Source organism: Streptomyces sp. NPDC127595 (genome assembly GCF_042671685.1).
Classification (GTDB): domain Bacteria; phylum Actinomycetota; class Actinomycetes; order Streptomycetales; family Streptomycetaceae; genus Streptomyces.
The window spans coordinates 331355-353812 of the sequence record NZ_JBHXWK010000001.1; the positions used below are offsets into that span (position 1 = coordinate 331355).

The following is a 22458-nucleotide window of genomic DNA, read 5'->3' on the forward strand; positions in this document are numbered from 1 at the left end:
CCGAGCGTCATCTCCCCGAGCCCTCAGCACCCCAATTAGTCAGGGCACTGAGTATTTCTTCGAGGTTTCAAACACGCTGCCACCCTGGCCTCCTTCCGTCAAGACCTCCAGTAAATGTGCAGGTGAGCGCCTTGGATTGAGGTGAGACAGCGGGCACTCCGGCCGGGTATCGTTCAGTACACCAACCAATTCGATTCCTCTGTGCGCCGCGTCCATCGCGTCGCACGGGCCGAGCCGAGGAGCGCACATGGCCGCGGTGGACCTCTCCACCCACCCCGGGCACCTGGCCCGGCGGCTGCAGCAGGCGCACTACCTGCTGTGGAACACCATGGTCTCCGAGGAGATCACCTCTCCGCAGTTCGCGGTCCTGAACGCGCTCGTCGCCGAGCCGGGCCTGGACCAGCGCACAGTGGGGGAGCGGGTGGGCCTGGACCGGTCCACCATCGCCGAGGTCATCAGCCGGCTCGGGCGGCGCGGCCTGCTCGACAAGGTGCGCGACCCGCAGGACGGCCGCCGCTTCCTGCTGCGCCTCACGGACGAGGGAACGCGCACGCACAAGAAGCTGACCGTGCGCACCGCCCGGATGAACCAGGTCTTCCTGGCCCCGCTCTCCGCCGACGAGCAGGCCGTGTTCTTCGACCTGATCCAGCGGGTCTCGGACGCGGCGGAGGGGCTCCGCAATCCGGCGGATCCGCTCATTGTCCAGCGCTAGGCGCGGCGCCGGCTGGGGCGCCGCGCCTGACGCGGGTCTCCGGTCACGCCTTCGCGAAGACCACCCACACCTGGCCCTTCGCGAAGTTCATCGGCGCACCGTCCGCCGTCGTGAACTCCGTGCCGTCCTTGGCGCTGGGCCGCGTCCAGTCCACGGTGTAGGCCCGGCCGTCGCGCAGCACCTTCGCCGTCCCCGACCCGACCGTCTCCGTGTACGGCGTGTTGTTGCCGAGGACGTCGTGGTACTTGGACGTGCGGACCTTCACGTACTGCACGACGACCGTCGCGGGAGCCACCGTCCTTCCGTCCGTCGTCACGGTCGGCGTCCCGTCCATGTCCACCAGCCAGCGCTTCCGGCTCGCGGACCAGGTGAAGGTGAAGCGGGCGGCCGGGAAGCGCACGGATTGCGAGGTTTGCGGGCTGCCGCCGGCGGGCGCCGCACCGAAGTGGAACCCCGTGGTGAGGGCGGCGGAGCCCGGCGCGGAGCGGGTCAGCCGCTCGGGGCGCAGGAAGAGGTTGTGCGGTGCGGCTTTCCCGGTGCCCCGGTAGTAGGCGTCACCGGACGCCGTGTCCGGCGAGTACGCGTGCAGCGGCGCCCGGTCGATCAGCGGCAGCAGCTTCTGCTGCGCCCCAGAGAAGGCGAGCGTCGGTTCGTCGAACTGGCGTAGCAGTTCAAGGTCCGACTCGCGCGCGCTGCGCACCGGGCCGACGACCTTCGGCAGCTTGCTCGCGTAGACCGCCATCAGCCGGCTCAGACCGCCCTCGACCTGCTCCGCGTACACGATGTCCGCCGCTTCCAGACCCGTCTGGGGGCGGGCCGCGCGCACGTTGTCGATCTTCACGGCGAGCACCGAACCGACGGCGGCGGGAGTCGGTGTCTGCTCCTCCGCGCTCCTTGGGCTCGGGGTCGGGATCGGGCTCCCACTGTGCCCGCGCCCGTCGTCGGTCGGTCTACCGCCCGCCGTACACCCCGTCACCAGGGGAGCTGTCACCACGGCGGCCAGCAGCGCCGCCGTCATCGCGCCGCGCCGCATCCGCGCCATCTGTCGCATGCCCACCGTGCCACCCTGTCCCGTGTCATCGATTGTCCGCTTATACGTTCAACGGTGGACATACCCGTTCGGTTCTGATCAGGCGCGCTCAGTGGGCCGATCGGCTCAGAGAGAAGCCACGGAGGTGGATGAAGGGATGGGAAGTGACCGGAGCGGGGTGGGTGGGGCCGGTCAGTCCTGCGGGCCGAAGATCTCCGCAAGGTCGTACCCCACCGGCTCCTCCAGCTGGCTGTACGTGCAGCTCTCGGCGGTGCGGTCCGGGCGCCAGCGGCGGAAGCGGGCGGTGTGGCGGAACCGTACGCCGTTCTCCATATGGTCGTACGCCACCTCGGCCACCCGTTCGGGCCGCAGCGGCACCCAGGAGAGGTCCTTCTTCGACGACCACCGGCTGGGGGCGCCCGGCAGCCGTGCCGTCTCGTGCGCCGACTCGTCCGCCCAGGCCGCCCACGGATGCTCCCCGGCGTCCGCGAGCCGCAGCGGCTCCAGCTCCTCCACCAGCTCCGCGCGCCGTTTCATCGGGAACGCGGCGCTCACTCCAATGTGCTGAAGGGTGCCCGTGTCGTCGTACAGCCCAAGGAGCAGGGAACCGACGATCGGCCCGCTCTTGTGGAAGCGGTAGCCGGCCACGACGACATCCGCGGTCCGCTCGTGCTTGATCTTGAACATGGCGCGCTCGTCCTGCCGGTAGAGCAGGTTGATCGGCTTGGCGATCACGCCGTCGAGACCAGCGCCCTCGTACTGTTCGAACCACTGGCGCGCCACGTCGATGTCCGTCGTCGCCGGGGCGACATGCACCGGCGCGGTGGCGCCGGACAGCGCCATCACCAGCAGGGCGCGCCGGTCGCCCAGCTCGACGTCCAGCAGCGCCCTGTCGGCCAGCGCCAGCAGGTCGAAGGCCACGAAGGAGGCGGGGGTGCGCTCGGCCAGCGTCCGCACCCGCGAGTCCGCCGGATGGATCCGCTCGGTGAGCGCGTCGAAGTCGAGCCGCCCGTCCCGGGCGATCACGATCTCGCCGTCCATCACACAACGCCCCGGCAGCCGCTCCCGCAGCGCCTCCACCAGCTCGGGAAAGTACCTGGTCAGCGTCTTCCCGGTGCGACTGCCGATCTCGACCTCGTCGCCGTCGCGGAACACGATCGCCCGGAAGCCGTCCCACTTCGCCTCGTAGTGCATGTCGGGCGGAATCCTCGCCACGGACTTGGCGAGCATCGGCTTCACGGGTGGCATCACCGGCAGGTCCATGGTTCGATTCTGCGCGGTTCCCGGGCCGTCCGCCCGGTGTGCGCGGCAGGCATCTCGGGCCTACCGTGGCTCGCATGGCAGAAGCGGTGGAACTGGAAGCAGCCGGGAGGACCGTACGTCTGTCCAGCCCGGGCAAGATCTTCTTCCCCGAGCGCGGCTTCACGAAGCTGGACCTCGCCCAGTACTACCTCGCCGTCGGCGACGGCATCCTCCGTGCGCTGCGCAACCGCCCCACCACCCTGGAGCGCTACCCCGACGGCGTGACCGGCGAGAACTTCTTCCAGAAGCGGGCGCCGAAGAACATGCCGGACTGGATCCCGACCGCCCACATCACCTTTCCCAGTGGCCGAAGCGCCGACGAGATGTGCCCCACCGAACCCGCGGCCGTCCTGTGGGCGGCGCAGTTCGGCACGCTCACCTTCCATCCGTGGCCGGTACGCCGTGACGACGTCGACCATCCCGACGAACTCCGCATCGACCTCGACCCGCAGCCCGGCACGGACTACGCCGATGCCGTCCGCGCCGCCCACGAACTGCGCGCCGTCCTCGAGGAGTTCGGCGGCCTGCGCGGCTGGCCGAAGACCTCCGGCGGCCGGGGCATGCACGTCTTCGTGCCGATCGAGCCGCGCTGGACCTTCACGCAGGTTCGCCGGGCAGCCATCGCCGCCGGGCGGGAACTGGAACGCCGGATGCCCGACGGGGTGACCACCAAGTGGTGGAAGGAGGAGCGCGGGGAGCGGATCTTCGTCGACTACAACCAGACCGCCCGCGACCGGACCATCGCCTCCGCCTATTCCGTACGGCCCCGCCCGCACGCCCCTGTCTCCGCGCCGCTGCGCTGGGACGAGGTGGACGACGCCGTGCCCCGCGACTTCGACATCGCGACCATGCCGGCGCGCTTCGCCGAACTCGGCGACGTACACGCCGACATGGACGACCACGCCTTCTCCCTCGAAGCCCTGCTCGAACTCGCCAACCGCGACGAGCAGGATCACGGCCTGGGCGACCTGCCGTACCCGCCCGAGTACCCGAAGATGCCGGGTGAGCCCAAGCGGGTACAGCCGAGCCGGGCCAGGCACGAGGCCGACTGAACGGGGAGGCTCGGGAGCCTCCCCGTTCGGAGCGTCGGCTACAACTCCTTGATCCGGATGTCCCGGTACGAGACCACATCCGTCGTGCCGTGCACCTGAAGCCCTACATAGCCGGAGGCGAAGCGCCGCCCGTCCGTGCCCGGGTCGTCCGAGCGCGGCGGGGTGAAGACCTGGCCGCCGATGTTGTCGAACTCGTTGATGAGCACACCGTTGCGGAACACCGAGTAGTGCTGGTCGACCACCCGGATCTCGTAGTCGTTCCAGGTGCCCTTCTGGGTGACGCCCGCACCGGCGAGGCCCACCCGGTCGAAGCCGTAGACCGACCCGGTCTTGTACATGTCGCCGTCGGGCTTGTCGAACACCTGCACCTCGTGCCCGTACTTGATGGCGACCCACTCCGGGCGCGACTCCTCGGGGTGGTCGTGGACCCACGGGAAGCGCACGAAGACACCGGAGTTGGCGTTCCCGGTGCCCGGAGCGTCGTCACGCCACTGGAGCTTCAGCGAGAAGTCGCCGTACTTGCGCTGCGGGAACCACAGCATGCCGAGGCCCTGGACCGTGTTGCCGCTGGTGATCGACCCGTCGGCGTTGAGGCCGAACGAACCGCCGCCCACCTGCGACCACTTGGCGAACGACTCCGCCGTGCCGTCGAAGATCGTGCTGTAGCCCTCGGTCTGGCCCGGCTTGCCGATGCCGGATTCCTCTGCCGCCTCGGTGACCGTGTCGTACTCGCGCTGGTCGATGACCCCTTCCTTGAAGAGTTTGTCCAGGACCGTCTTCACGTGCTTGAGGAAGAGGGCGTGGGAGGTCCAGTCCTTCTCGTCCTCGATCAACTCGTTGATCCGGCAACGGCTGTTGGTCACCCGGTTCGGTACGCCCGAGTCGACTGTGCCGACGATCACCGTCAACCGCTCGTCGTACTCCGGGCAGTTGGGTGCGGGGACGCCACCGCCCGAGGCGACCGTGAAGCTCACGGTGCGCGCGCCGGACGTGTTGCCTGCCTTGTCGCTCGCCCGGTACGCCACGGTGTGCGCACCGACGCGGTCGACCAACACCGGTGCGGTGTAGGCGAGGTAGGGCCCGGCATCGAGCGAGTACTCGATCGCCGCGACCCCCGAACCGCCCTCGTCGCTCGCACTCACCGTCACCTTGGCGCTGTTCACGTAGGCGCCGTTGGAGTTCTTCGTCCCGTCGACGGTCACCCCGGTCACCGGCGGTGTCGTGTCGGAGGTGGGCGGCGCCACCACGGTGAATTCGACGCTCTTCTCGGCGGACGTGTTGCCCGCCTTGTCGGTCGCGCGGTAACGCACCTGGTGTACGCCGAGCGCGTGCACCATCACGGGCGCCGTGTACGGCTGCCAGGCGCCGGAGTTGACCGCGTACTCGATGGTGTTGACGCCGGAACCGGTGTCGGAGGCGGACACGGTGACTGTCGCCATATCGATATAGTTCCCCGCGGAATCACGCTCCCCGCTTACCGTCGCCGAGGTCTCCGGCGGAGTCGTGTCCTCCGTCGGCGGCGCCACCACGGTGAACGCGACGTCCTTCTCGGTCGCCGTGTTGCCCGCCTTGTCGACCGCGCGGTAGCGGAGCTTGTGATCACCGACCTGGTCGACCACGACAGGTGTGGTGTACGGCTGCCAGGCGCCCGTGTCGCCCAGCGCGTACTCGACGCGCTCGACACCGGAGTCCGCGTCCGTCGCACTGACGGTGACCGTCGCCGAACCGACGTACGCACCCTGCGAGTTCTGCGACCCGGTCACCGCAGCCGAGGTCTCGGGCGCCGTCGTGTCCTCGCCGCCGCCCTCGGTGACCACGAGGATGCCCTGCATCGAACCGTGGCCCGGAATTGTGCAGTGGTAGAAGTACCGGCCGGGCGTGAGGGTGACCTCGGCCGTGTGCCGTCCGCCCTGAGCGTCGAACGGGTTGGCCAGGATGTTGAGTTGGACGTCGTTGTTGAACTCGGGGTCGGAGGTCACGAACGTCAGCGTGTGCGGCATTCCGGTCGTGTTGCCGGTCGCCTCGCTGTTCTCGAAGACGATCGTGGTCGCTCCCGCCACGGCCGTCGTCGGCGCGGAGTTGTACTTGGTGATGTCGTCGCCCGCCGTCCAGGTGAGCGTCTGGGCGGCCGCGGTGTCCGGGGGAGCGTCGTCCGTACGCCCGAACGCGGACGTCGAGGTCAGCCCGAGCACCATCAGAAGGGACGCCAGCAGGGCCGTCCACAGGCGTTCTGTTCTTCGCCTTCGTCCGCGCATCACTCCGCCTTTCCGGCGAGCTCGGCGGCGGCGGGAGTCGGTCCGCCGCCCGTGTAAGTCACCTTCCACAGCGCCGACTTGGCGTCCGAGGTGAAGAAGCCGCGGCCGTAGTCGAGGACGTACAGCGCGCCGTCCGGCCCGAACTTCCAGTCCATGAGGTTCTTGATGCCGTCGTTGCCGATGGGCACGATCTTCTTCAGGGACTCCGAGTGGATGGGGAGGCCGCCGTCGCCGGCGGTCCTCGGGTCGGTGATCACGGCGTTGCGGGGCTGGTCGGCGTCGTAGAAGTCGCCGACGAACCACTTGCCGTCCCAATAGGCGGGCCATTGACCGGCGTTGGCGACCGCTGCGTCGTACCGGTAGACGGGCCCGTTCATCGCCGCCTGGCCGCCGCCCTTGAGCCACGGCAGCAGATAGGTGGCCTCCTCGTTCTTGTACGAGGGAATGCCGTTGGCGTTGCGCGGGAAGTCCGGGGCGCCGCCCTGGGGCGAGTACCAGATGTTGTTGCCGGTGACCGGCGGGACGTTGACGAGACCGTCGTTGTTCGGGGACTCGTTCTTCGGGTGGTCGCAGTCGTACCAGCCGAGCGGCTGCGTCGGATCCGGCAGATTGCGGTCGCGGTAGGGCTGCTTGTTGCCCATGCAGTAAGGCCAACCCCGGTTGCCCGCCTTGGTGATGACGGCGAAGGTGTCGTACTTGGCCGGGCCCCAGGTCGTCGAGGGCGTGCCCGCGTCGGGGCCGACCCAGCCGGCGTAGAGGGTGTCGGTGCTCTTGTCGACGGAGATGCGGGCCGGGTTCCTGACGCCCATCACATAGATCTCGCCGCGCGTCTTGCCGCCGCCCTCGGCGGTCTCCTTGCCCGTGAAGAGGTTGCCCTCGGGCAGTGTGTAGGTGCCGTCGGGCTCCGGGTGGATGCGCAGGATCTTGCCGTTGAGGTTGTTGGTGTTGCCGGCCGTGCGGCGTGCGTCCGCGAACGAGACGCCCTTGTAGTTGGGCTGGGGGTTGTTGCCCGAGTAACCGTCGCTGAAGCCACTGGAGTTGTTGTCGCCGGTCGCGATGTAGAGGTTGCCCTTGGAATCCCAGGCCATTCCGCCGCCCGCGTGGCAGCAACTGTGGATCTGCACCGGCCACTTGAGGAGCGGCTTCTCGCTGCTCAGGTCCAGCTTGTTCGTGACGGGATCGAGGGTGAAGCGGGAGACGCGCCGCTCGGCCATCCGTGTGTCGCGGTTGATCTCGGAGTGGGGTGTGTAATGGAGATACACCCAGCCGTTCCGCGCGAAGTCGGGATCCAACTCGATGCCGAGCAGGCCCTCTTCGACCTTGACCAGCTCGTCGCCGCCGCCCTTGTTGCCGAACACGCTGAGCGCGCCGGCCAGGGTGACCTTCTTGGTCTTCGGGTCGTAGACGTGGATCTCACCCCGGCCCTTGCCGATGTCCGGGTTGTTCCAGTCGGTGATCACGGGCTGGGAGGAGTCCATGCCGCCGCGGCCGATGTAGAACACCCGCCCGTCGGGCGCGGTCACCAGACCGTGCGGCTCGCCGATCTGGTCGTTCTGGCCCGGCTGATTGGGCTGGGTCAGGCGCTCCGCCTTGTAGTTGGCGTTGATCGTCGCCTTGCAGTCGGCCTGCGTCAGCCGGGTCGTCCAGAGCAGGGCGCCGCGCAGATGCGCTCGGAAGTCGGTCTCGTCGTACGAGGAGACCGTGCCGCCCATGCCGGTGTAGAAGGACCGCCCGCCGTCGTAGTCACGGCACCAGCTCACCGGGTGGTCCGCGCCGTTCTTGCTCGCGCCCGGCTGATACGTCGACTCACGCACCCGTGCCACGGTGTGCACGTCGCCCGACGGGTTCTTCACCCAGTTGAGCCACTGGTCGGGGCGCTTCCACTCGGTGGGCAGGTCCTTGGTGGCCGGATGCTGCCGGTCGCCCACCTCAACGGTCGCCCTCTGTACGGCGGTTGGGCTGGTGCTCGCGGGGCGGGCGCCGACGAGTCCGGTGAACCAGTCCGAGTAGGGCTCGGCGCGGGCCGCGTCATGGATGCCGACGAATCCACCGCCCGCCTCCATGTAGGTCTCGAGGCCGGCCTCCTGCTCGGGGTCGAGCACATCCCCGCCGCCCGTCAGGAAGACGATGGCGTTGAAGCTGCTCAGCTTCGTCTCGTCGCTGAAGACCGACGCGTCGTCCGTCGCCTCCACCGCGAACCGCTGGGCGGTCGGGCCCGACAGGCCGATCTTCTCGATCGCCTCGATCCCGGCGTTGACGACCGGCGACTCGTCACCGGCCGCGGCGGAGCCGTGGAAGAGCAGCACCCGTACGTTGGCGCCGCCCGGTGGCGACGTGATGGACATCGTTGTCAGGGTCGGATCCGGAGCAGGGCGCGCACTCGCGGACGGCGCGGAGAGCGCTCCGGCGGTGACGGCTCCGGCGGCCAGGGCTGCCGCCCAGGCGCGGCGGTGCCTGCTCCGTCTTCTCGCGCTCAACTCTCGTAAAACGGTCGGTGTTTGATGCGATGTGAGCCGCATGTGGTCATCCACTCCTCGCCGGTCACAGACAGCGCATAGGAAGCTAGACCTCTTTTCGCGACTCGCCAAGAGGTATGACCGGGATGGAACAAACTTTGTCCTGAGTGTGGATAAACGAGTGCGGCGCGGCTACCGTCTCACAGGTTCGTCTCCGTACATTCCGTACCAGGGTGGGGAGTTCGCCATGGACAGACGCGGTTTCAACCGGCGGATGCTGCTGGGCGGGGCGGCGGTCGCGGCCGGCGCGACATCGTTGTCGTCGGCAACCCAGGCAGTGAGTGTCGATGTCCCGGCGAAGACCGCACCGGCCGGCGGCGAGGTCCGGCACATCAAGCTGTACGCCGAGAAGTTCGCCGACGGGCAGATGGGCTACGGCTTCGAGAAGGGCAGAGCCTCGATCCCCGGACCGCTCATCGAACTCAACGAGGGCGACACGCTGCACATCGAGTTCGAGAACACCATGGACGTGGCGGCGAGCCTGCACGTCCACGGCCTCGACTACGAAATCTCCAGCGACGGAACGAAGTTGAACAGGAGCGACGTCGAGCCGGGCGGCACCCGTACCTACACCTGGCGCACCCATGCGCCGGGCCGCCGGGCGGACGGCACCTGGCGGGCGGGCAGCGCCGGCTACTGGCACTACCACGACCACGTCGTCGGCACCGAACACGGCACCGGCGGCATCCGCAAAGGCCTCTACGGCCCGGTCATCGTCCGGCGCAAGGGCGACATCCTCCCCGACAAGACCGTCACGATCGTTTTCAACGACATGCTGATCAACAACAAGCCCGCCCACTCGGGCCCCAACTTCGAGGCCACGGTGGGCGATCGCGTCGAGATCGTGATGATCACGCACGGCGAGTACTACCACACCTTCCACATGCACGGTCACCGCTGGGCCGACAACCGCACGGGGATGCTGACCGGCCCCGACGACCCGAGCCAGGTCATCGACAACAAGATCGTCGGGCCCGCCGACTCCTTCGGCTTCCAGGTGATCGCGGGGGAGGGGGTCGGGGCCGGGGCGTGGATGTACCACTGCCACGTCCAGAGCCACTCCGACATGGGGATGGTCGGGCTGTTCCTGGTGAAGAAGACGGACGGGACGATTCCGGGGTACGAACCGCACGAGCACCAGGTGTATTGACCCGTGAGGTCGGGGACGCGGCCGACGGGTGGTTTGCCTGCGAGCGCGGTGTGTCCACGGTGCGGGCCCGCCACGCCACCGAGGGGCGAACGCCCGCTACAACCGCCGCGCGGCCGGCGACGCCCAGCCTCCGGCGACCAGCCGCAGCGCCGTCGTATCGCTGCCCGAGAACCACCGCCGCTCAGGTGGTCAGTGCGGCGGTGAGTGGCGGCACCCGGTGTGTCAGGCCCCGTCGGGCCTGGCCTGCCATTCGCGCGGAGACATTCCGTACGCCGCCCGGAACACCCGGCTGAAGTGGGCAGGGTTGGCGAAGCCCCAGCGGTGCGCGACGGCGGCCACGGCAGGGCTCATGCGGCCGGGGCGGCTCAGCTCACGCCGGCATTCCTCGAGGCGGCGGTGCTGGATCCAGCGGCTGACGGTGGGGCCTTCGTTCTGGAAGAGCTGGTGCAGGTAGCGGACGGAGATGTGGTGGGCGGCGGCGATCGATTCCGGTGAAAGGCCGGGATCGGCGAGGTGGTGGCCGATGTAGGCCCGGATCCGCACCAGCAGCGCTCGGTGGGCGGCGTCGGTGTCGGCGGTGTCCGGGCCGAGGTGCTCGGCGATGAGGGTGGTGAGCAGGTCCACGGCGTTGCGCGCGAGCATTTCGCCGACCTGGGGGCGGCAGGAAGCGGCTCCGGCGGCGAGACCGGCAAGGAAGGGGGCCACCAGGGCGGCCGGGCCCTCGTCGCCGCGGAGGGTGATGCCGGTGATGCGTCGCAGGTCGGACTCCCGGAGGCCGAGCGCCTGTCGCGGTAGCTGGAAGACCTTCATCTGGAAGCGGTCGGGGAAGCTCAGTGTGTACGGCCGGGTCGTGTCGTAGAGAGCGAAGTCGCCCGGCCGCAGGAAGGCGTCCCGGCCGTCCTGGGTGATGACGGCGGGGCCCCGGCCCTGCAGGCCGATGAGCATGTACTCGTCGCTGTCCTGAGCGATCAGCCGCGGAGTACGGAAGACCCGCTCCGGATCGGCGTCCACGGTGGAGATCTGGAGGTGGCCGAGGCGGTCGGTCCTGACCGCTCCGGAGAAGGGCGCGTCCGTGGGGTCCTTCGGGGTGGAGACGTCCAGGGGCACGAACGTGCGCCAGACGGCGTCGTGCCAGTAGGCCCGCCGCTCCCCTGCGGGCACGGAGTCTGTGGATAGGACAACGCTCACGGCGCCTCCACCGGAAGACCGACTTGCTCTTCCAATCTAGACCGGCCCGCCGTTTCACCGAGGTCACGTGCTCGTATCGGTCTTGAGACCTGCCGGCCCGCGAACCCGGGAGTTCACTCTCGGGCAAGTTCCGGTGCGCTGGCGGTCAAGCCGCGGCCGTCGGGCGGCCCACGCTTCGAGTCACGGACACTTCGTCGAAGGAGCGCGCCATGCCGCGAACGGCCCCGCCGGGGCACACCCCTCGTTTCACCGCCTACAGTGCCCGGTTCCCGCAGGGCACGGACGCCTTCGTCTTCGCGCAGTACGGCTGCCAAGCGCCTTCCCGGGAGGAAGCCGAGCGGGGCGCGGCGGGCCTATCCGCGCTGTTCACCGGGCCTGACGGGCCGGATCTGGTCGACCGCGGATCGTTCTACGACACCGCCGGAGCGCACAACGTGGCGTTGCTGGCGTACTGGTACGACCCGAGCGGCCACCGGCGCTGGCGGGAGTCGGAAGCCGTCCGCGCCGCATGGGACGGCCTCCCCGTGCAGGGGCCGGTCGGGTACTGGCGCGAGGAGTCCGTCATCCCCGTCGAGCGGAACGAGACGCTGCACACTCACCGCCGTGAGGACTACGCGACCAGCGGTCTTTCGCAGTCCGGCGCCCTCGAACTCCCCGAGACCCAGGTGCACGACTACTGGGGCGCCGCCCGTGACCGTATCGCGGCGTCGGCCACCGAGGCGCTGGAGCCCGCGATGCCGGTCTTCGAGCCGCAGGGTCCCGGGACCCAGGAGAATCGCGGGACCCAGGAGACTCGTGGCCGTCGCGTCACCGTCGACGTACCGGGAAACGTGGCGCTGATCCGCACCGCTCAGGACTGGTCCGCCAGCACGCTGTACCGCGAGACGTACCTGGCCGACGTCAAGCCGGTCAAGGACCGGGGCGTCGACTTCCTGGCGGAGAACGCCGGGTCCGGCTGTATCGCCGCCCGCAACCTCACCGAGGAGTCGGCCGACGGCGCGCCGCTGGACCGCGCCTGCACGGTCGCCTGGTTCGCCTCGCTCGAACACCTGATGACCTGGTGCCGGTCGCACCGTACGCACCTGGACATCTACGCCAGCTTCTTCCAGATGGTCGGAGGCGGCGACGGTCCGCTGGACGTCGCCTTCTGGCACGAGGTCTCCGTACTGCCGAGCGGTTCGGTGACCGCCGAGTACGTCAACTGCGATCCGCGCACCGGCTTCCTGCCGCTGTCCCCAACCACCTGACAACAGAGGAGAGTTGACCATGGTCGAATACACCGGGGCCTTCAAGGCGGCCGTCGTCCAGGCCGAGCCGGTATGGCTCGACGCCGACGCCACGATCGACAAGAGCATCGGCCTGATCGAGGAGGCCGCCCGCGCGGGGACACAGCTCATCGCCTTCCCCGAGACCTTCATTCCCGGCTACCCCTGGTGGCTGTGGCTGGACTCCCCGGCCGCCGGCATGCAGTTCGTCGGGCGCTACCACGAGAACTCGCTGACCCTGGACGGCCCGCGCTTCCAGCGGCTGCTCGACGCCGCACGCGCGAACTCCATCGCGGTGGCCGTCGGATTCAGCGAGCGTGGCGGCGGCAGCCTGTACATGGGGCAGGCGCTCATCTCCGCCGACGGCAAACTCGTCGGAGCCCGTCGCAAGCTCAAGCCCACCCACGTGGAACGCACCATGTTCGGGGAGGGCGACGGCTCCGACCTGGTGGTCCAGGACACCGCGCTCGGCAGGATCGGGTCGCTGTGCTGCTGGGAGCACCTCCAGCCACTGACCAAGTACGCCATGTTCAGTCAGCACGAGCAGGTGCACGTGGCCGCCTGGCCCAGCTTCTCGCTGTACAAGGGGGCGGCCTACGCGCTCGGCCCGGAGGTCAACACCGCCGCCTCCCAGATCTACGCCGCCGAGGGCCAGGTCTTCGTACTCGCCCCGTGCGCCGTGGCCGGCGAGGCAGCCATCGAGATGTTCTGCGACACCCCCGTCAAACAGCAACTGCTGCAGCGCGGCGGCGGCTTCGCCCGGATCTACGGTCCCGACGGCCGCCCGCTGGCCGAACCGCTGCCCGAGGATGCCGAGGGCATCCTGTACGCCGACATCGACCTGACCGCGATCCCGTTCGCCAAGGCCGCCGCCGACCCGGTCGGGCACTACGCCCGCCCCGACGTCACCCGGCTCCTCCTCAACCGCACCGAGCGACTCCCCGTGGAGTACGCCACCCACGCCACCTCGCCGGCCGAGCAGTTTGACGATGCTGAGGCGATCCTCACGGAGCCGGAGGCGACACCGGTCGGCTGAGGCCCCGCGCCGGCGCGGGGACTGAACGGGCGTCGGCCGAGGTGGTACTCCAGCAGCGTTTCACCATTCCTTCTGGTCAGTAGCGCGTTTTTGAGTGTGGTGGGCTACTCGCGGATCCGGCGCGGGCCTGGCCGACGCTCACCTGAAGGGTGGGCACGATGTGCAGGTTCCGATACGCGCTGGAGGCGGGTGAACGGCGACGCGGGGCGGTCGGACCGCGTGGGCCCTTCCCCTCGTCATGCGGTGATCGCCGTTGCACCCGGTATCCCGGCGCAACGGGATTGCCGTGAACCGAGAGCGCTCTCACCCAGGCGCCGGGGCGGCGGCTATCCTGATCCGCAACCGTCGAGGAGGTGCCGAGAGGTGACCGAGACAGCGTCCCGCCCCACGTTGGAGGCCGTGGCTGCGCGGGCCGGGGTCTCCCGGGCCACCGTGTCACGCGTCGTGAACGGAGGCGACGGGGTTCGCGAAACGCTCGTCGAGCGCGTCAAGCGAGCCGTGGAAGAACTGGGCTACGTCCCCAACCAGGCTGCGCGCAGTCTCGTCACCCGGCGCCATGACGCGGTGGCCGTCGTGATCGCCGAACCGGAGACCAGGGTCTTCGCTGACCCCTTCTTCGGACTCCAACTCCGCGGCATCAGCAAGGAGTTGACGGCACACGACTCACAGCTCGTGCTGCTGCTCACGGAGGGTCGCGACGACCACGTACGCGTCGGCCGCTATCTCGCCGGCGGCCACGTCGACGGCGCGCTCGTCTTCTCGCTGCACCTTGACGACCCGCTGCCCGGATTGATTCACGGCGCGGGCGTACCCACCGTCTTCGGTGGGCGCCCCGGCTGGGGCGACGGCCCCCGCAAGGCCGCCTCCGCCGTGTACGTCGACTCCGACAACCGGGGCGGCGCCCGCGAGGCCGTACGTCACCTCGTGGGACTTGGGCGTACCCGCATCGCCCACATCACCGGCGCCCTCGACCAGACGTCCGCGGTCGACCGGCTCGACGGGTTCCGGGACGTCATGGTCGACGGCGATCCGCAGCTGATCGCGAAGGGAGACTTCACTCCCGCGGGCGGCGAGCGCGCGATGCGGGAGCTTCTGGAGCGCCGCCCCGACATCGACGCGGTGTTCGTCGCGAACGACCTGTCGGCCTCCGGCGCGCTGCGGGTTCTGCGCGAGCACGGGCGGCGGGTGCCCGAGGACGTCGCCGTGATCGGCTTCGACGACATGCTGCCGGTCGCCGAACAGACTGACCCGCCCCTCACCACGGTCCGTCAGGACATAGAGGAAATGGGCCGGTTGATGGCCCGGCTGCTGCTGCGCGGCCTCGACCCGCGGGGCGGCGAGGAGGGCCTGGGAGGCGCGCCGTCCAGTGTGGTGCTGCCTACGACGCTGGTGCGGCGGGCCTCGGCGTAGGGACGCGGCCTCTTCTCGGGTCCCAGTTTGAAGACGTGGACATGTGCACGGAAACGGCCGATGGCCTGCGTCTCCGCCTGGATCCCGGTGGCTCCTCCGGCGCGCACCCCGAACATCCGGGAAGATCTGGTCGCGACTCCCACAGCGATTGTCAGTGGGCGGTGCAAGACTCGGCGGAGCAGGCAATGTGACCTCTCAAAGGAGGGCATCATGCTCACCACCCGTTTTGTCACCGGCGCTCCGAACTGGATCGATCTCGGCACACCCGACATCGACGGCGCCACCTCTTTCTACGGAGGCCTCTTCGGCTGGCAGTTCCAGTCCGCGGGGCCCGACTCCGGCGGCTACGGCTTCTTCCAGCTCGCCGGAAAGACCGCCGCGGGCGGTATGCAGACCACTCCGGAGCAGGGCCCGCCCTCCTGGACCGTGTACTTCCAGACCCCCGACGCGGAGGCCACGGCCAAGGCGGCCGAGCAGGCCAAGGGCTCCGTACTGATGCAGCCCATGGACGTGATGGACGAGGGCCGCATGGCGATCCTCGGTGACGAGTCCGGGGTGCCCTTCGGCATCTGGCAGCCGGGCCGGCTCAAGGGAATCGACGTGGCCGGCGACCCCGGCTCGCTGACCTGGGTCGAGCTCTACACCCCGGACATCCCGGCGGCTGCCGCGTTCTACTACACCGTGTTCGGCTGGGAGACCTCGGCGCAGCCGTTCCCGGGCGGCACGTACACCTGCATCAATCCGTCGGGTGCCCGGGAAGAGGACATGTTCGGCGGCGTCGTCGCGCTGGCCGACGACCCGATCGAGGCCGAGTCGGGCGCGTACTGGCTGCCGTACTTCGAGGTCAGCGACACCGACGCCACGGTCAGCAAGGCTGAGGCGCTGGGCGGCACGGTCCGTATGCCGGCCACGGACGTGGAGGGCGTGGGCCGCATCGCCAAGCTCGTCGACCCGTACGGGGCGCGCTTCGCGGTGATCAAGAGCGCGCAGCAGCAGAGCTGACGGCTGTCCCCAGGACTTGGGGGCGGGCGGACAGGCGCGGTCGCCCGGAAAACCCGGCGACCGCGCCGCGCGCCGCCGTGCGGGCCCTGTGTCGACGGGGCCATCATCACGGAGGTCGTGCCCCGGAAGGGATGGGACGGGACTCCGTCGGATGCTCACCGGGCGATCATCACGGCGGTTGTGGCGGCGGACGGAGCCGGGATGGGGCCGGACGAAGCCAGGACGGAGCCGGACAGAGTCGGCCGGAGCCCGGGTGGAGCCGGAGCCCGGGTGGAGCCGGATTGACACGGCGTTGATCGGCCATTGATCGAACGTTTTTCATCAGGCGGCACGATCTTCGTCATGTACACCGACACCGAAACGGACCCCGACACCTCGCCCGACATGGGCTGGCAGGACCAGGCGCTGTGCGCCCAGACCGGGGCCGAGTTCTTTTTTCCCGAGCCGGGCAGCTCGGTCCGGGAGGCGAAGCGCATCTGCGGGATGTGCGCGATTCGCTCCGCCTGCCTTGAGTACGCCCTCAACAACGACGAGCGCTTCGGAGTCTGGGGCGGCCTCTCCGAGAAGGAGCGGCTCAGCCTTCGGCGCGCAGACCGGAACTGAACCTCTACTGCCGCCCCAAATCCGCGGCCGCTTCGGCGAATTCGCGTCGCGCGGCCCGAGCCGGTTGCTGAGGGGCTGCTGTTCGCGGCCGCGCCCGTGAACGCGGCGCCCGGGACGCCGTACCGCCCGCGGGTTCTTTCCTGCCCCAGAGAACACTGCGCCGCCACCCGGTGACCGACGTGCGCGAGGCGGCGTAGGACCAGGTGACGGCGTACGAGTGAAGCAACCCCTCAGGTCTCCGGGGGGGCAGGGGCGTCAGCCGGCGGCGCGGGCCGCCATGCGGGCCTTGCGGGCCGCGAGCTTCTCGTCGAACTTCGATGCCTCCGCGTTGAGACCGCCCATGTAGAGGCCGAGCTCCTCCTGGGCCTGGAGGCCCAGCGGGTCGAGGCCGTCGATGTCGAGGACCTTGAGGTGGCGCAGCACCGGCTGGAGCACGTCGTCGTGGTGGATACGCATGTTGTAGACCTCGCCGATGGCCATCTGCGCGGCGGCACGCTCGAAGCCGGGCATGCCGTGGCCGGGCATCCGGAAGTTGACCACGACGTCACGCACGGCCTGCATGGTCAGGTCGGGGGCGAGCTCGAACGCGGCCTTCAGCAGGTTCCGGTAGAAGACCATGTGCAGGTTCTCGTCGGTCGCGATGCGGGCCAGCATGCGGTCGCAGACCGGGTCGCCCGACTGATGGCCGGTGTTGCGGTGCGAGACACGGGTCGCCAGCTCCTGGAAGGCGACGTACGCGACGGAGTGCAGCATCGAGTGGCGGTTGTCCGACTCGAAGCCCTCACTCATGTGCATCATGCGGAACGCTTCGAGCTGGTCGGGGTCCACGGCACGCGAGGCGAGGAGGTAGTCGCGCATCACGATGCCGTGCCGGCCCTCCTCCGCCGTCCACCGGTGGACCCAGGTGCCCCAGGCGCCGTCACGGCCGAAGAGCGAGGCGATCTCGTGGTGGTAGCTGGGGAGGTTGTCCTCGGTGAGCAGGTTGACGACCAGCGCGATGCGGCCGAGCTCGGTGACCTTGGACTGCTCCTTGCCCCAGGCCTCGCCGTCCTCGAAGAGGCCGGGGAAGTTGCGGGCGTCGCTCCACGGCACGTACTCGTGGGGCATCCAGTCCTTCGCCACCTTCAGGTGGCGGTTGAGCTCCGTCTCGACCACTTCCTCCAGCGCGAAAAGCAGCCGAGCGTCGGTCCAGTCGGAGGACGGGCTTGCGAGGTGGGGAGAAGTGATCGTCACAGGTGCTCCAGGGGGACGGGGCGAGAACGTGAATACTGGGCGGGGACGCCGGCGGGGACGCGAGCGGGGATGCAACCTACGGCATCGTAGGCTACGTATCCGTAGGTTACGAAACCGTAGGTTAAGAGCGGTGTAAAGAGCCCCTGATCAGCAGGGGTTTGCCAGGTAGATCAAGTGCCTTCGGCGGTTGTCCGGACCCGCCCGGAGGCCCAGGTCCCGGGGCCGAACGGGTACCACGATCACCCATTCAGACGTACAGCTCCCGGAGTCGGACCGAGAGGCATGTCACACAGCCTTCGAGCTTCTCGAACTCGCTGATGTCCACGAGAACCGGCTCATGACCGAGGTCCGCGAACAACTCGGCGGTTTTCGGGGCGCTCGACGCCATCAGCAGCTTTCCGCCCCCGAGCAGGACGACATGCGAGCCGGACTCCTCCGGTACCGGCAGGAAGCGCGGGAACAGCGACGGCGTGTCCACATCCGGGAGGTGGCCGATCACCGTCCCGTCCGGCAGCGCCGTGACCGCCGACTTCAGGTGCAGGACCTTGCTCAGGGGTACGGCGACGACCTTGGCCCCGAGCGGTTCGAACGCCGCCCGTACCTGCTCGACCCCGGCCGCGTTGGTGCGCCCGCCCCGCCCCACGTACACGGTGTCGCCGACTTTCAGGATGTCACCGCCGTCCAAGGTGCCCGGTTCCCAGACCCAGTTCACCGAGCAGCCCAGGCGCGCCACGGCCTCCTCGACCCCGGCGGTCTCGCCGCGCCGGGACTCGGCGCCGGGGCGGGCGATCAGCGCGACATTGCGGAACACGACGACGGTGTCCTCGACGAACACGGAGTCCGGGCAGTCGTCGGCCGGATCCACCTCGACGGTCTCCCAGCCGTGCGTACGCAGTGCCTCCGCGTACGCCTCCCACTGTTCGACCGCCAGATCGACATCCACCGTCTCGCGCTCGACGTGGGTCACCAGCCCCTCGGCTAGGCGGGGGCTGGGCCGGCGTATGAGGGCTTTCTGGCTGGGCACGTGCGGATCTCCGAATCGGCCGGGGGCGTCGGCGCACATCATGCAGCGCCGATCCGCGCCGGCAAAAGCCCCCAGAGCCCGCGCGGGACAGTCCCGGAGGCCGCGCGAGGCGACCCCTGTGCCCGAAACTATGCGATTCGCCCTGCCTGGCGCTAGGAGGGATACCCGACAGCTTCCCGACCGATTTCTTTCAGTTCTCCTCCTTCCAAGAGCAATGTGCGCGTGATTCCGAGCGATTCCAGGAACGGCAGATCGTGGCTGGCGACGATCAGCGCTCCCTCGTACGACTCCAGGGCGGAGGTGAGCTGCCGGACGCTCGCCATGTCGAGGTTGTTCGTCGGCTCGTCGAGCATCAGGAGCTGCGGCGCGGGCTCGGCCAGCATCAGCGCGGCGAGCGCCGCGCGGAAGCGTTCGCCGCCGGAGAGTGTCGCCGCGAGCTGCTCGGCCTTCGCGCCCTTGAACAGGAAGCGGGCCAGCCGCGCCCGGATCCGGTTGTTGGTGGCGGCGGGGGCGAAGCGTGCCACGTTCTCCACGACGCTCAGCTCGTCGTCGAGGACGTCGAGCCGCTGCGGCAGGAAGCGCAACGGCACATGGGCCTGCACCTCACCGGACACGGCGTCCAGCTCCCCGGAGATCGTGCGCAGCAGCGTCGTCTTACCGGCGCCGTTGCGCCCGACCAGCGCGATCCGCTCGGGTCCGCGCAGATCGAAACCGCCGCCCACGCGCGCACCGTACTTCAACTCCAGGTCCAGGAGGGTGAGTACGTGACGACCTGGCGGCACGGCCGTGTACGGCAGGTCGACGCGGATCTCGTCGTCGTCCCGTACGGCCTCCTCCGCCTCGCTCAGCCGCTGGCGGGCGCTGTCGAGCCGGCCCTCGTGCAGGTGCTTGTTCCGGCCGGCGGTCTCCTCCGCCCGGCGCCGCATCGCGTCCGTCAGGGCCTTGCCGTGGCTGCCGCTGGCCGCGAGCTGCCGTCCCCTGTGGTCGGTGCGCGCCTGCTTCGTCCGCGATTCGATCAGCTCGCGCTTCTGCCGTCGCACGTCCGACTCGGCGACCCGCACCATCCGCTCGGCCGCGTCCTGTTCGCCGGCGAGCGCTTCCTCGTACGCGGAGAAGTTGCCGCCGTACCAGGTGACCTCTCCGGAGCGCAGATCGGCGATCTGGTCGACCAGGTCGAGGAGTTCGCGGTCGTGGCTGACCACGACCATGACCCCGGACCAGGCCTCGACCGCCGCGTACAGCCGCCGGCGCGCGTACAGGTCGAGGTTGTTGGTCGGTTCGTCCAGCAGGAGTACGTCGGGACGGCGCAGCAGGAGCGCGGCCAGGCGCAGCAGCACCGACTCGCCGCCCGAGACCTCGCCGATGGTGCGGTCCAGGTCGATGTGGCCGAGCCCGAGTTCGCCGAGGGTCGCGAGCGTGCGCTCCTCGACGTCCCAGTCGTCTCCTACGACGTCGAAGTGCTCCTCGGTCGCGTCACCCGCCTCGATGGCGTGCAGCGCGGCGCGGGTGGCCGCGACGCCGAGCGCTTCGTCGACCCGCAGACCGGTGTCGAGCGTGACGCTCTGCGGCAGGTAGCCGACCTCGCCCGCCACGCGGATGGTGCCTTCGACCGGGGTGAGTTCTCCGGCGATCAGCTTCAACAGGGTTGATTTTCCGGATCCGTTGACGCCGACCAGCCCGGTCCTGCCGGGTCCGAAGGCGACCTGGAGGTCGCCGAAGACGGCGGTGCCGTCGGGCCAGGCGAAGGAGAGGGAGGTGCAGGCGATGGAGGTGGGGAAGGTAGACAAAATGGCCTCGCGGTTTGCCGGGTGCGGTCGGGGGCACGTGTGGGGGACACCGCGAGGTGACGACGATCAAGGTACGAGGCAGATCAGGTCCGCGGACGGATCCGGTTCCGAAGGCCGATCCGGTGCTGAAGGCCGATCCGGTCCCGAGGGCGGATCCGACTCCGAGGGCAGCGAAAAGGCCCTGTACCGGAGGGACGGCTCGTACGCCGAGGTCGCACGCTGCGCACACAGACGCCAGGGAATACCTGGTGTGTGTGACGCGGTGTCTCCGACCTCAGACGAGCAACGTCCTTCTCCATTCGACGGCAACAGGACCGCTTCACACCGTAGGAGCGGCCCTGACCTCTGTCAAAGGAATTAACGTGGCCCTCAGACGACGCGAAGGAGACCCCGTGCCCGACGGCTCGCTCTCGCTGCCCGCCCGGCTCTATCTGCTCTCCTGGGACACCACGAAACTCAAGGTCACCGGCGCGACCCATCTCCACCACCTGGTGCGCGCCGGAGCCCTCACGGAGCTCGCGCAGCGCGGACTGCTCGCGGACGTGGAGGGCATCGCCACCCCTGTCGACCCCGACGCCCACACGGGGGACCTGGTCCTGGACGGGCTCCTGGAGCTTGTCGAGGAGTCCCGGCCACGGAAGTGGAAGGCATGGGTGACCCTGCGGGCCCGCGTCACCCTCGATGCCGTACGCGCACAGCTCGCGGCCGAGGGATACCTGCGGGCGGAGAAGAAGCGGGTGCTCGGGCTGTTCCCGTCCGTGGAGTACGAGCTGGAGCGGGTGGCCGCCGTGGACGCAATGCGTGAGGACGCGCGGCTGGTGCTGGTCGGCCCCGTACCCGTCGCCGAGGTCTCCGACCGCGATGCGGCCCTCGTCGCTCTCGCGGCCGCGGCGGAACTCCGCACGCTACTGCCGGGCAAGGACCGCAAACTCCACAAGGAGCGCATCGAGGAACTGACCGAGCGCAGCGGTGCGGCGGCTCCCGCCCTGAAGAAGGTCATCCAGGAGGTCCGTTCCGCAGTCGTCGTGGCGGTGGCCACGGGGGCGGCGACAGGGGCGGCCACGGGCGGCTGAGGCGCTGTGGAGGGGCGCGTGTCAGCGCGGGATCGGGCCTCGCGCGGGCCGCGCACGCCGGGGTCCGTCGCGCCGCGCGGGAGCTGCGGGGCACGGGAACCCACGGCCCGGCGGCAGAAGGGTCGACCACACGGAGCTCATCGCGCTGAGGAGCGGTGGCCGCCGAGGAGGAGCGGGGATCCGCTCAGCAGGGGCCGCGCATGAGCTCCGCGAGGTCGTGGTCCAGGTCCACCTGGAGGTGCTCCAGGCCGGTGGGCACGAGTTCCGTCGTGCGCGACAGGAAGCTCCGCACCTCGCCCGAGCGCACATGCACCACGGCGGTGCCCTCGGGCGCGTGGAACTCCAGAACGGTGCGGTCATAGCCGTACGGCCGCACTCGTACGTCCCCACAGCCCACCGCGTCCTCCAGCCCGGACGCGAGCAGCTCGCGGGCGAAGGTCCAGCACACCTCCACGCCTTCCAGCGTGGCGGGGGCGGGGAAGGTCATGCGGACGGCGAAGGGATCGCTTCGGTCGTAGTGAAGGGTTGCGGGAATACTCGGCATCCTCGGCGCGGCGGCGACGAGGCGGGCCTCTACGGGCTGCTCGATGACGATGGACAACGCCTTGCTCCCTTGTGACAGCTGGACGAACTCCGGTCGGATGAGGCCGGTCAATAGAAGAGACGAAGGAACAGGCCAATCCGTGCACATGAAACCTGAGTGACCTGTGTCACCGCTTTCAGTCGCTGTGGTGATCCATTTCTCGTCCCGTGCTCTCCGGACAACCGAGAGGACACTCGGTGGGGGTCCCGAGGTTCCCGAAGGAGGCCATCTGGACGT

18 protein-coding genes are annotated in these 22458 nt (G+C 69.4%); 9 read left to right on the forward strand and 9 right to left on the reverse strand.

Annotation, left to right across the window (positions count from 1 at the left end; genetic code table 11):
• The first annotated feature begins 247 nt into the window (after positions 1-247).
• Positions 248-712, forward strand: a complete 465-nt coding sequence (locus tag ACFVKT_RS01450; RefSeq protein WP_385726351.1) for a MarR family winged helix-turn-helix transcriptional regulator — start codon at positions 248-250, stop codon at positions 710-712.
• A gap of 43 nt (positions 713-755) precedes the next feature.
• Here the strand turns inward: ACFVKT_RS01450 and ACFVKT_RS01455 are convergent, their stop codons facing one another.
• Both ACFVKT_RS01455 and ACFVKT_RS01460 read right to left on the reverse strand, forming a co-directional pair.
• Positions 756-1763 carry a DUF3048 domain-containing protein gene (locus tag ACFVKT_RS01455; protein WP_385726353.1) on the reverse strand — a complete coding sequence of 336 codons (1008 nt, stop codon included), beginning with the start codon at positions 1761-1763 and terminating at the stop codon, positions 756-758.
• A gap of 171 nt (positions 1764-1934) precedes the next feature.
• Positions 1935-3005 (reverse strand): ATP-dependent DNA ligase, encoded by a 1071-nt coding sequence (locus ACFVKT_RS01460; protein ID WP_385726355.1) that lies wholly within the window; start codon positions 3003-3005, stop codon positions 1935-1937.
• 74 nt (positions 3006-3079) lie between these two features.
• On the opposite strand from ACFVKT_RS01460, the gene ligD reads away from it, so the two are divergent.
• Complete coding sequence (ligD, locus tag ACFVKT_RS01465; RefSeq protein ID WP_385726356.1) at positions 3080-4096, forward strand: non-homologous end-joining DNA ligase; 1017 nt, start codon at positions 3080-3082, stop codon at positions 4094-4096.
• A 38-nt stretch (positions 4097-4134) separates the two neighbouring features.
• Here ligD and ACFVKT_RS01470 read toward each other — a convergent pair whose 3' ends face one another.
• Complete coding sequence (locus ACFVKT_RS01470) at positions 4135-6351, reverse strand: OmpL47-type beta-barrel domain-containing protein (protein ID WP_385726358.1); 2217 nt, start codon at positions 6349-6351, stop codon at positions 4135-4137.
• Positions 6351-8870, reverse strand: coding sequence for a ThuA domain-containing protein (locus ACFVKT_RS01475; RefSeq protein ID WP_385726360.1), 2520 nt, complete (start codon positions 8868-8870; stop codon positions 6351-6353). The genes ACFVKT_RS01470 and ACFVKT_RS01475 overlap by 1 nt, the downstream gene beginning before the upstream one ends.
• 184 nt (positions 8871-9054) lie before the next feature.
• Between ACFVKT_RS01475 and ACFVKT_RS01480 the strand changes: the two genes are divergently transcribed.
• Entirely contained in the window at positions 9055-10017 is a 963-nt protein-coding gene (locus tag ACFVKT_RS01480; protein ID WP_385726362.1) for a multicopper oxidase domain-containing protein, read from the forward strand.
• Positions 10018-10239: 222 nt separating this feature from the next.
• On the opposite strand, the gene ACFVKT_RS01485 is transcribed toward ACFVKT_RS01480, so the two are convergent.
• A complete protein-coding gene (locus ACFVKT_RS01485; RefSeq protein ID WP_385726364.1) occupies positions 10240-11205 on the reverse strand; it encodes a helix-turn-helix domain-containing protein in 966 nt (321 codons plus the stop codon).
• Between the two features lie 209 nt (positions 11206-11414).
• Between ACFVKT_RS01485 and ACFVKT_RS01490 the strand changes: the two genes are divergently transcribed.
• The 5 genes from ACFVKT_RS01490 to ACFVKT_RS01510 all read left to right on the forward strand — a co-directional run bounded on the left by ACFVKT_RS01490 (position 11415) and on the right by ACFVKT_RS01510 (position 16521).
• Positions 11415-12452, forward strand: coding sequence for a phenylacetaldoxime dehydratase family protein (locus ACFVKT_RS01490; RefSeq protein ID WP_385726366.1), 1038 nt, complete (start codon positions 11415-11417; stop codon positions 12450-12452).
• Positions 12453-12471: 19 nt separating this feature from the next.
• Positions 12472-13506, forward strand: a complete 1035-nt coding sequence (locus ACFVKT_RS01495) for a carbon-nitrogen hydrolase family protein (RefSeq protein WP_385726368.1) — start codon at positions 12472-12474, stop codon at positions 13504-13506.
• Between the two features lie 363 nt (positions 13507-13869).
• On the forward strand, positions 13870-14916 hold the full coding sequence (locus ACFVKT_RS01500) for a LacI family DNA-binding transcriptional regulator (protein ID WP_385726370.1): 1047 nt from the start codon (positions 13870-13872) through the stop codon (positions 14914-14916).
• Positions 14917-15126: 210 nt separating this feature from the next.
• Positions 15127-15918 carry a VOC family protein gene (locus ACFVKT_RS01505; RefSeq protein ID WP_385726371.1) on the forward strand — a complete coding sequence of 264 codons (792 nt, stop codon included), beginning with the start codon at positions 15127-15129 and terminating at the stop codon, positions 15916-15918.
• Between the two features lie 342 nt (positions 15919-16260).
• The gene (locus tag ACFVKT_RS01510; RefSeq protein ID WP_385726373.1) at positions 16261-16521 is read left to right on the forward strand and encodes a WhiB family transcriptional regulator; all 261 of its coding nucleotides are present in this window, start codon (positions 16261-16263) and stop codon (positions 16519-16521) included.
• 255 nt (positions 16522-16776) lie between these two features.
• Here ACFVKT_RS01510 and ACFVKT_RS01515 read toward each other — a convergent pair whose 3' ends face one another.
• From ACFVKT_RS01515 to ACFVKT_RS01525, 3 genes are all read right to left on the reverse strand, one after another.
• The gene (locus tag ACFVKT_RS01515; RefSeq protein WP_385726375.1) at positions 16777-17754 is read right to left on the reverse strand and encodes an acyl-ACP desaturase; all 978 of its coding nucleotides are present in this window, start codon (positions 17752-17754) and stop codon (positions 16777-16779) included.
• Positions 17755-18001: 247 nt separating this feature from the next.
• The gene (gene ddaH / locus ACFVKT_RS01520) at positions 18002-18778 is read right to left on the reverse strand and encodes a dimethylargininase (RefSeq protein ID WP_385726377.1); all 777 of its coding nucleotides are present in this window, start codon (positions 18776-18778) and stop codon (positions 18002-18004) included.
• Between the two features lie 152 nt (positions 18779-18930).
• Complete coding sequence (locus tag ACFVKT_RS01525) at positions 18931-20565, reverse strand: ABC-F family ATP-binding cassette domain-containing protein (protein WP_385726379.1); 1635 nt, start codon at positions 20563-20565, stop codon at positions 18931-18933.
• Between the two features lie 392 nt (positions 20566-20957).
• On the opposite strand from ACFVKT_RS01525, the gene ACFVKT_RS01530 reads away from it, so the two are divergent.
• Entirely contained in the window at positions 20958-21638 is a 681-nt protein-coding gene (locus ACFVKT_RS01530; RefSeq protein WP_385726381.1) for a GPP34 family phosphoprotein, read from the forward strand.
• Positions 21639-21822: 184 nt separating this feature from the next.
• On the opposite strand, the gene ACFVKT_RS01535 is transcribed toward ACFVKT_RS01530, so the two are convergent.
• Positions 21823-22239: an SsgA family sporulation/cell division regulator gene (locus tag ACFVKT_RS01535; RefSeq protein ID WP_385726383.1), complete on the reverse strand. Its 417-nt coding sequence runs from the start codon at positions 22237-22239 to the stop codon at positions 21823-21825.
• Positions 22240-22458 lie beyond the last annotated feature (219 nt).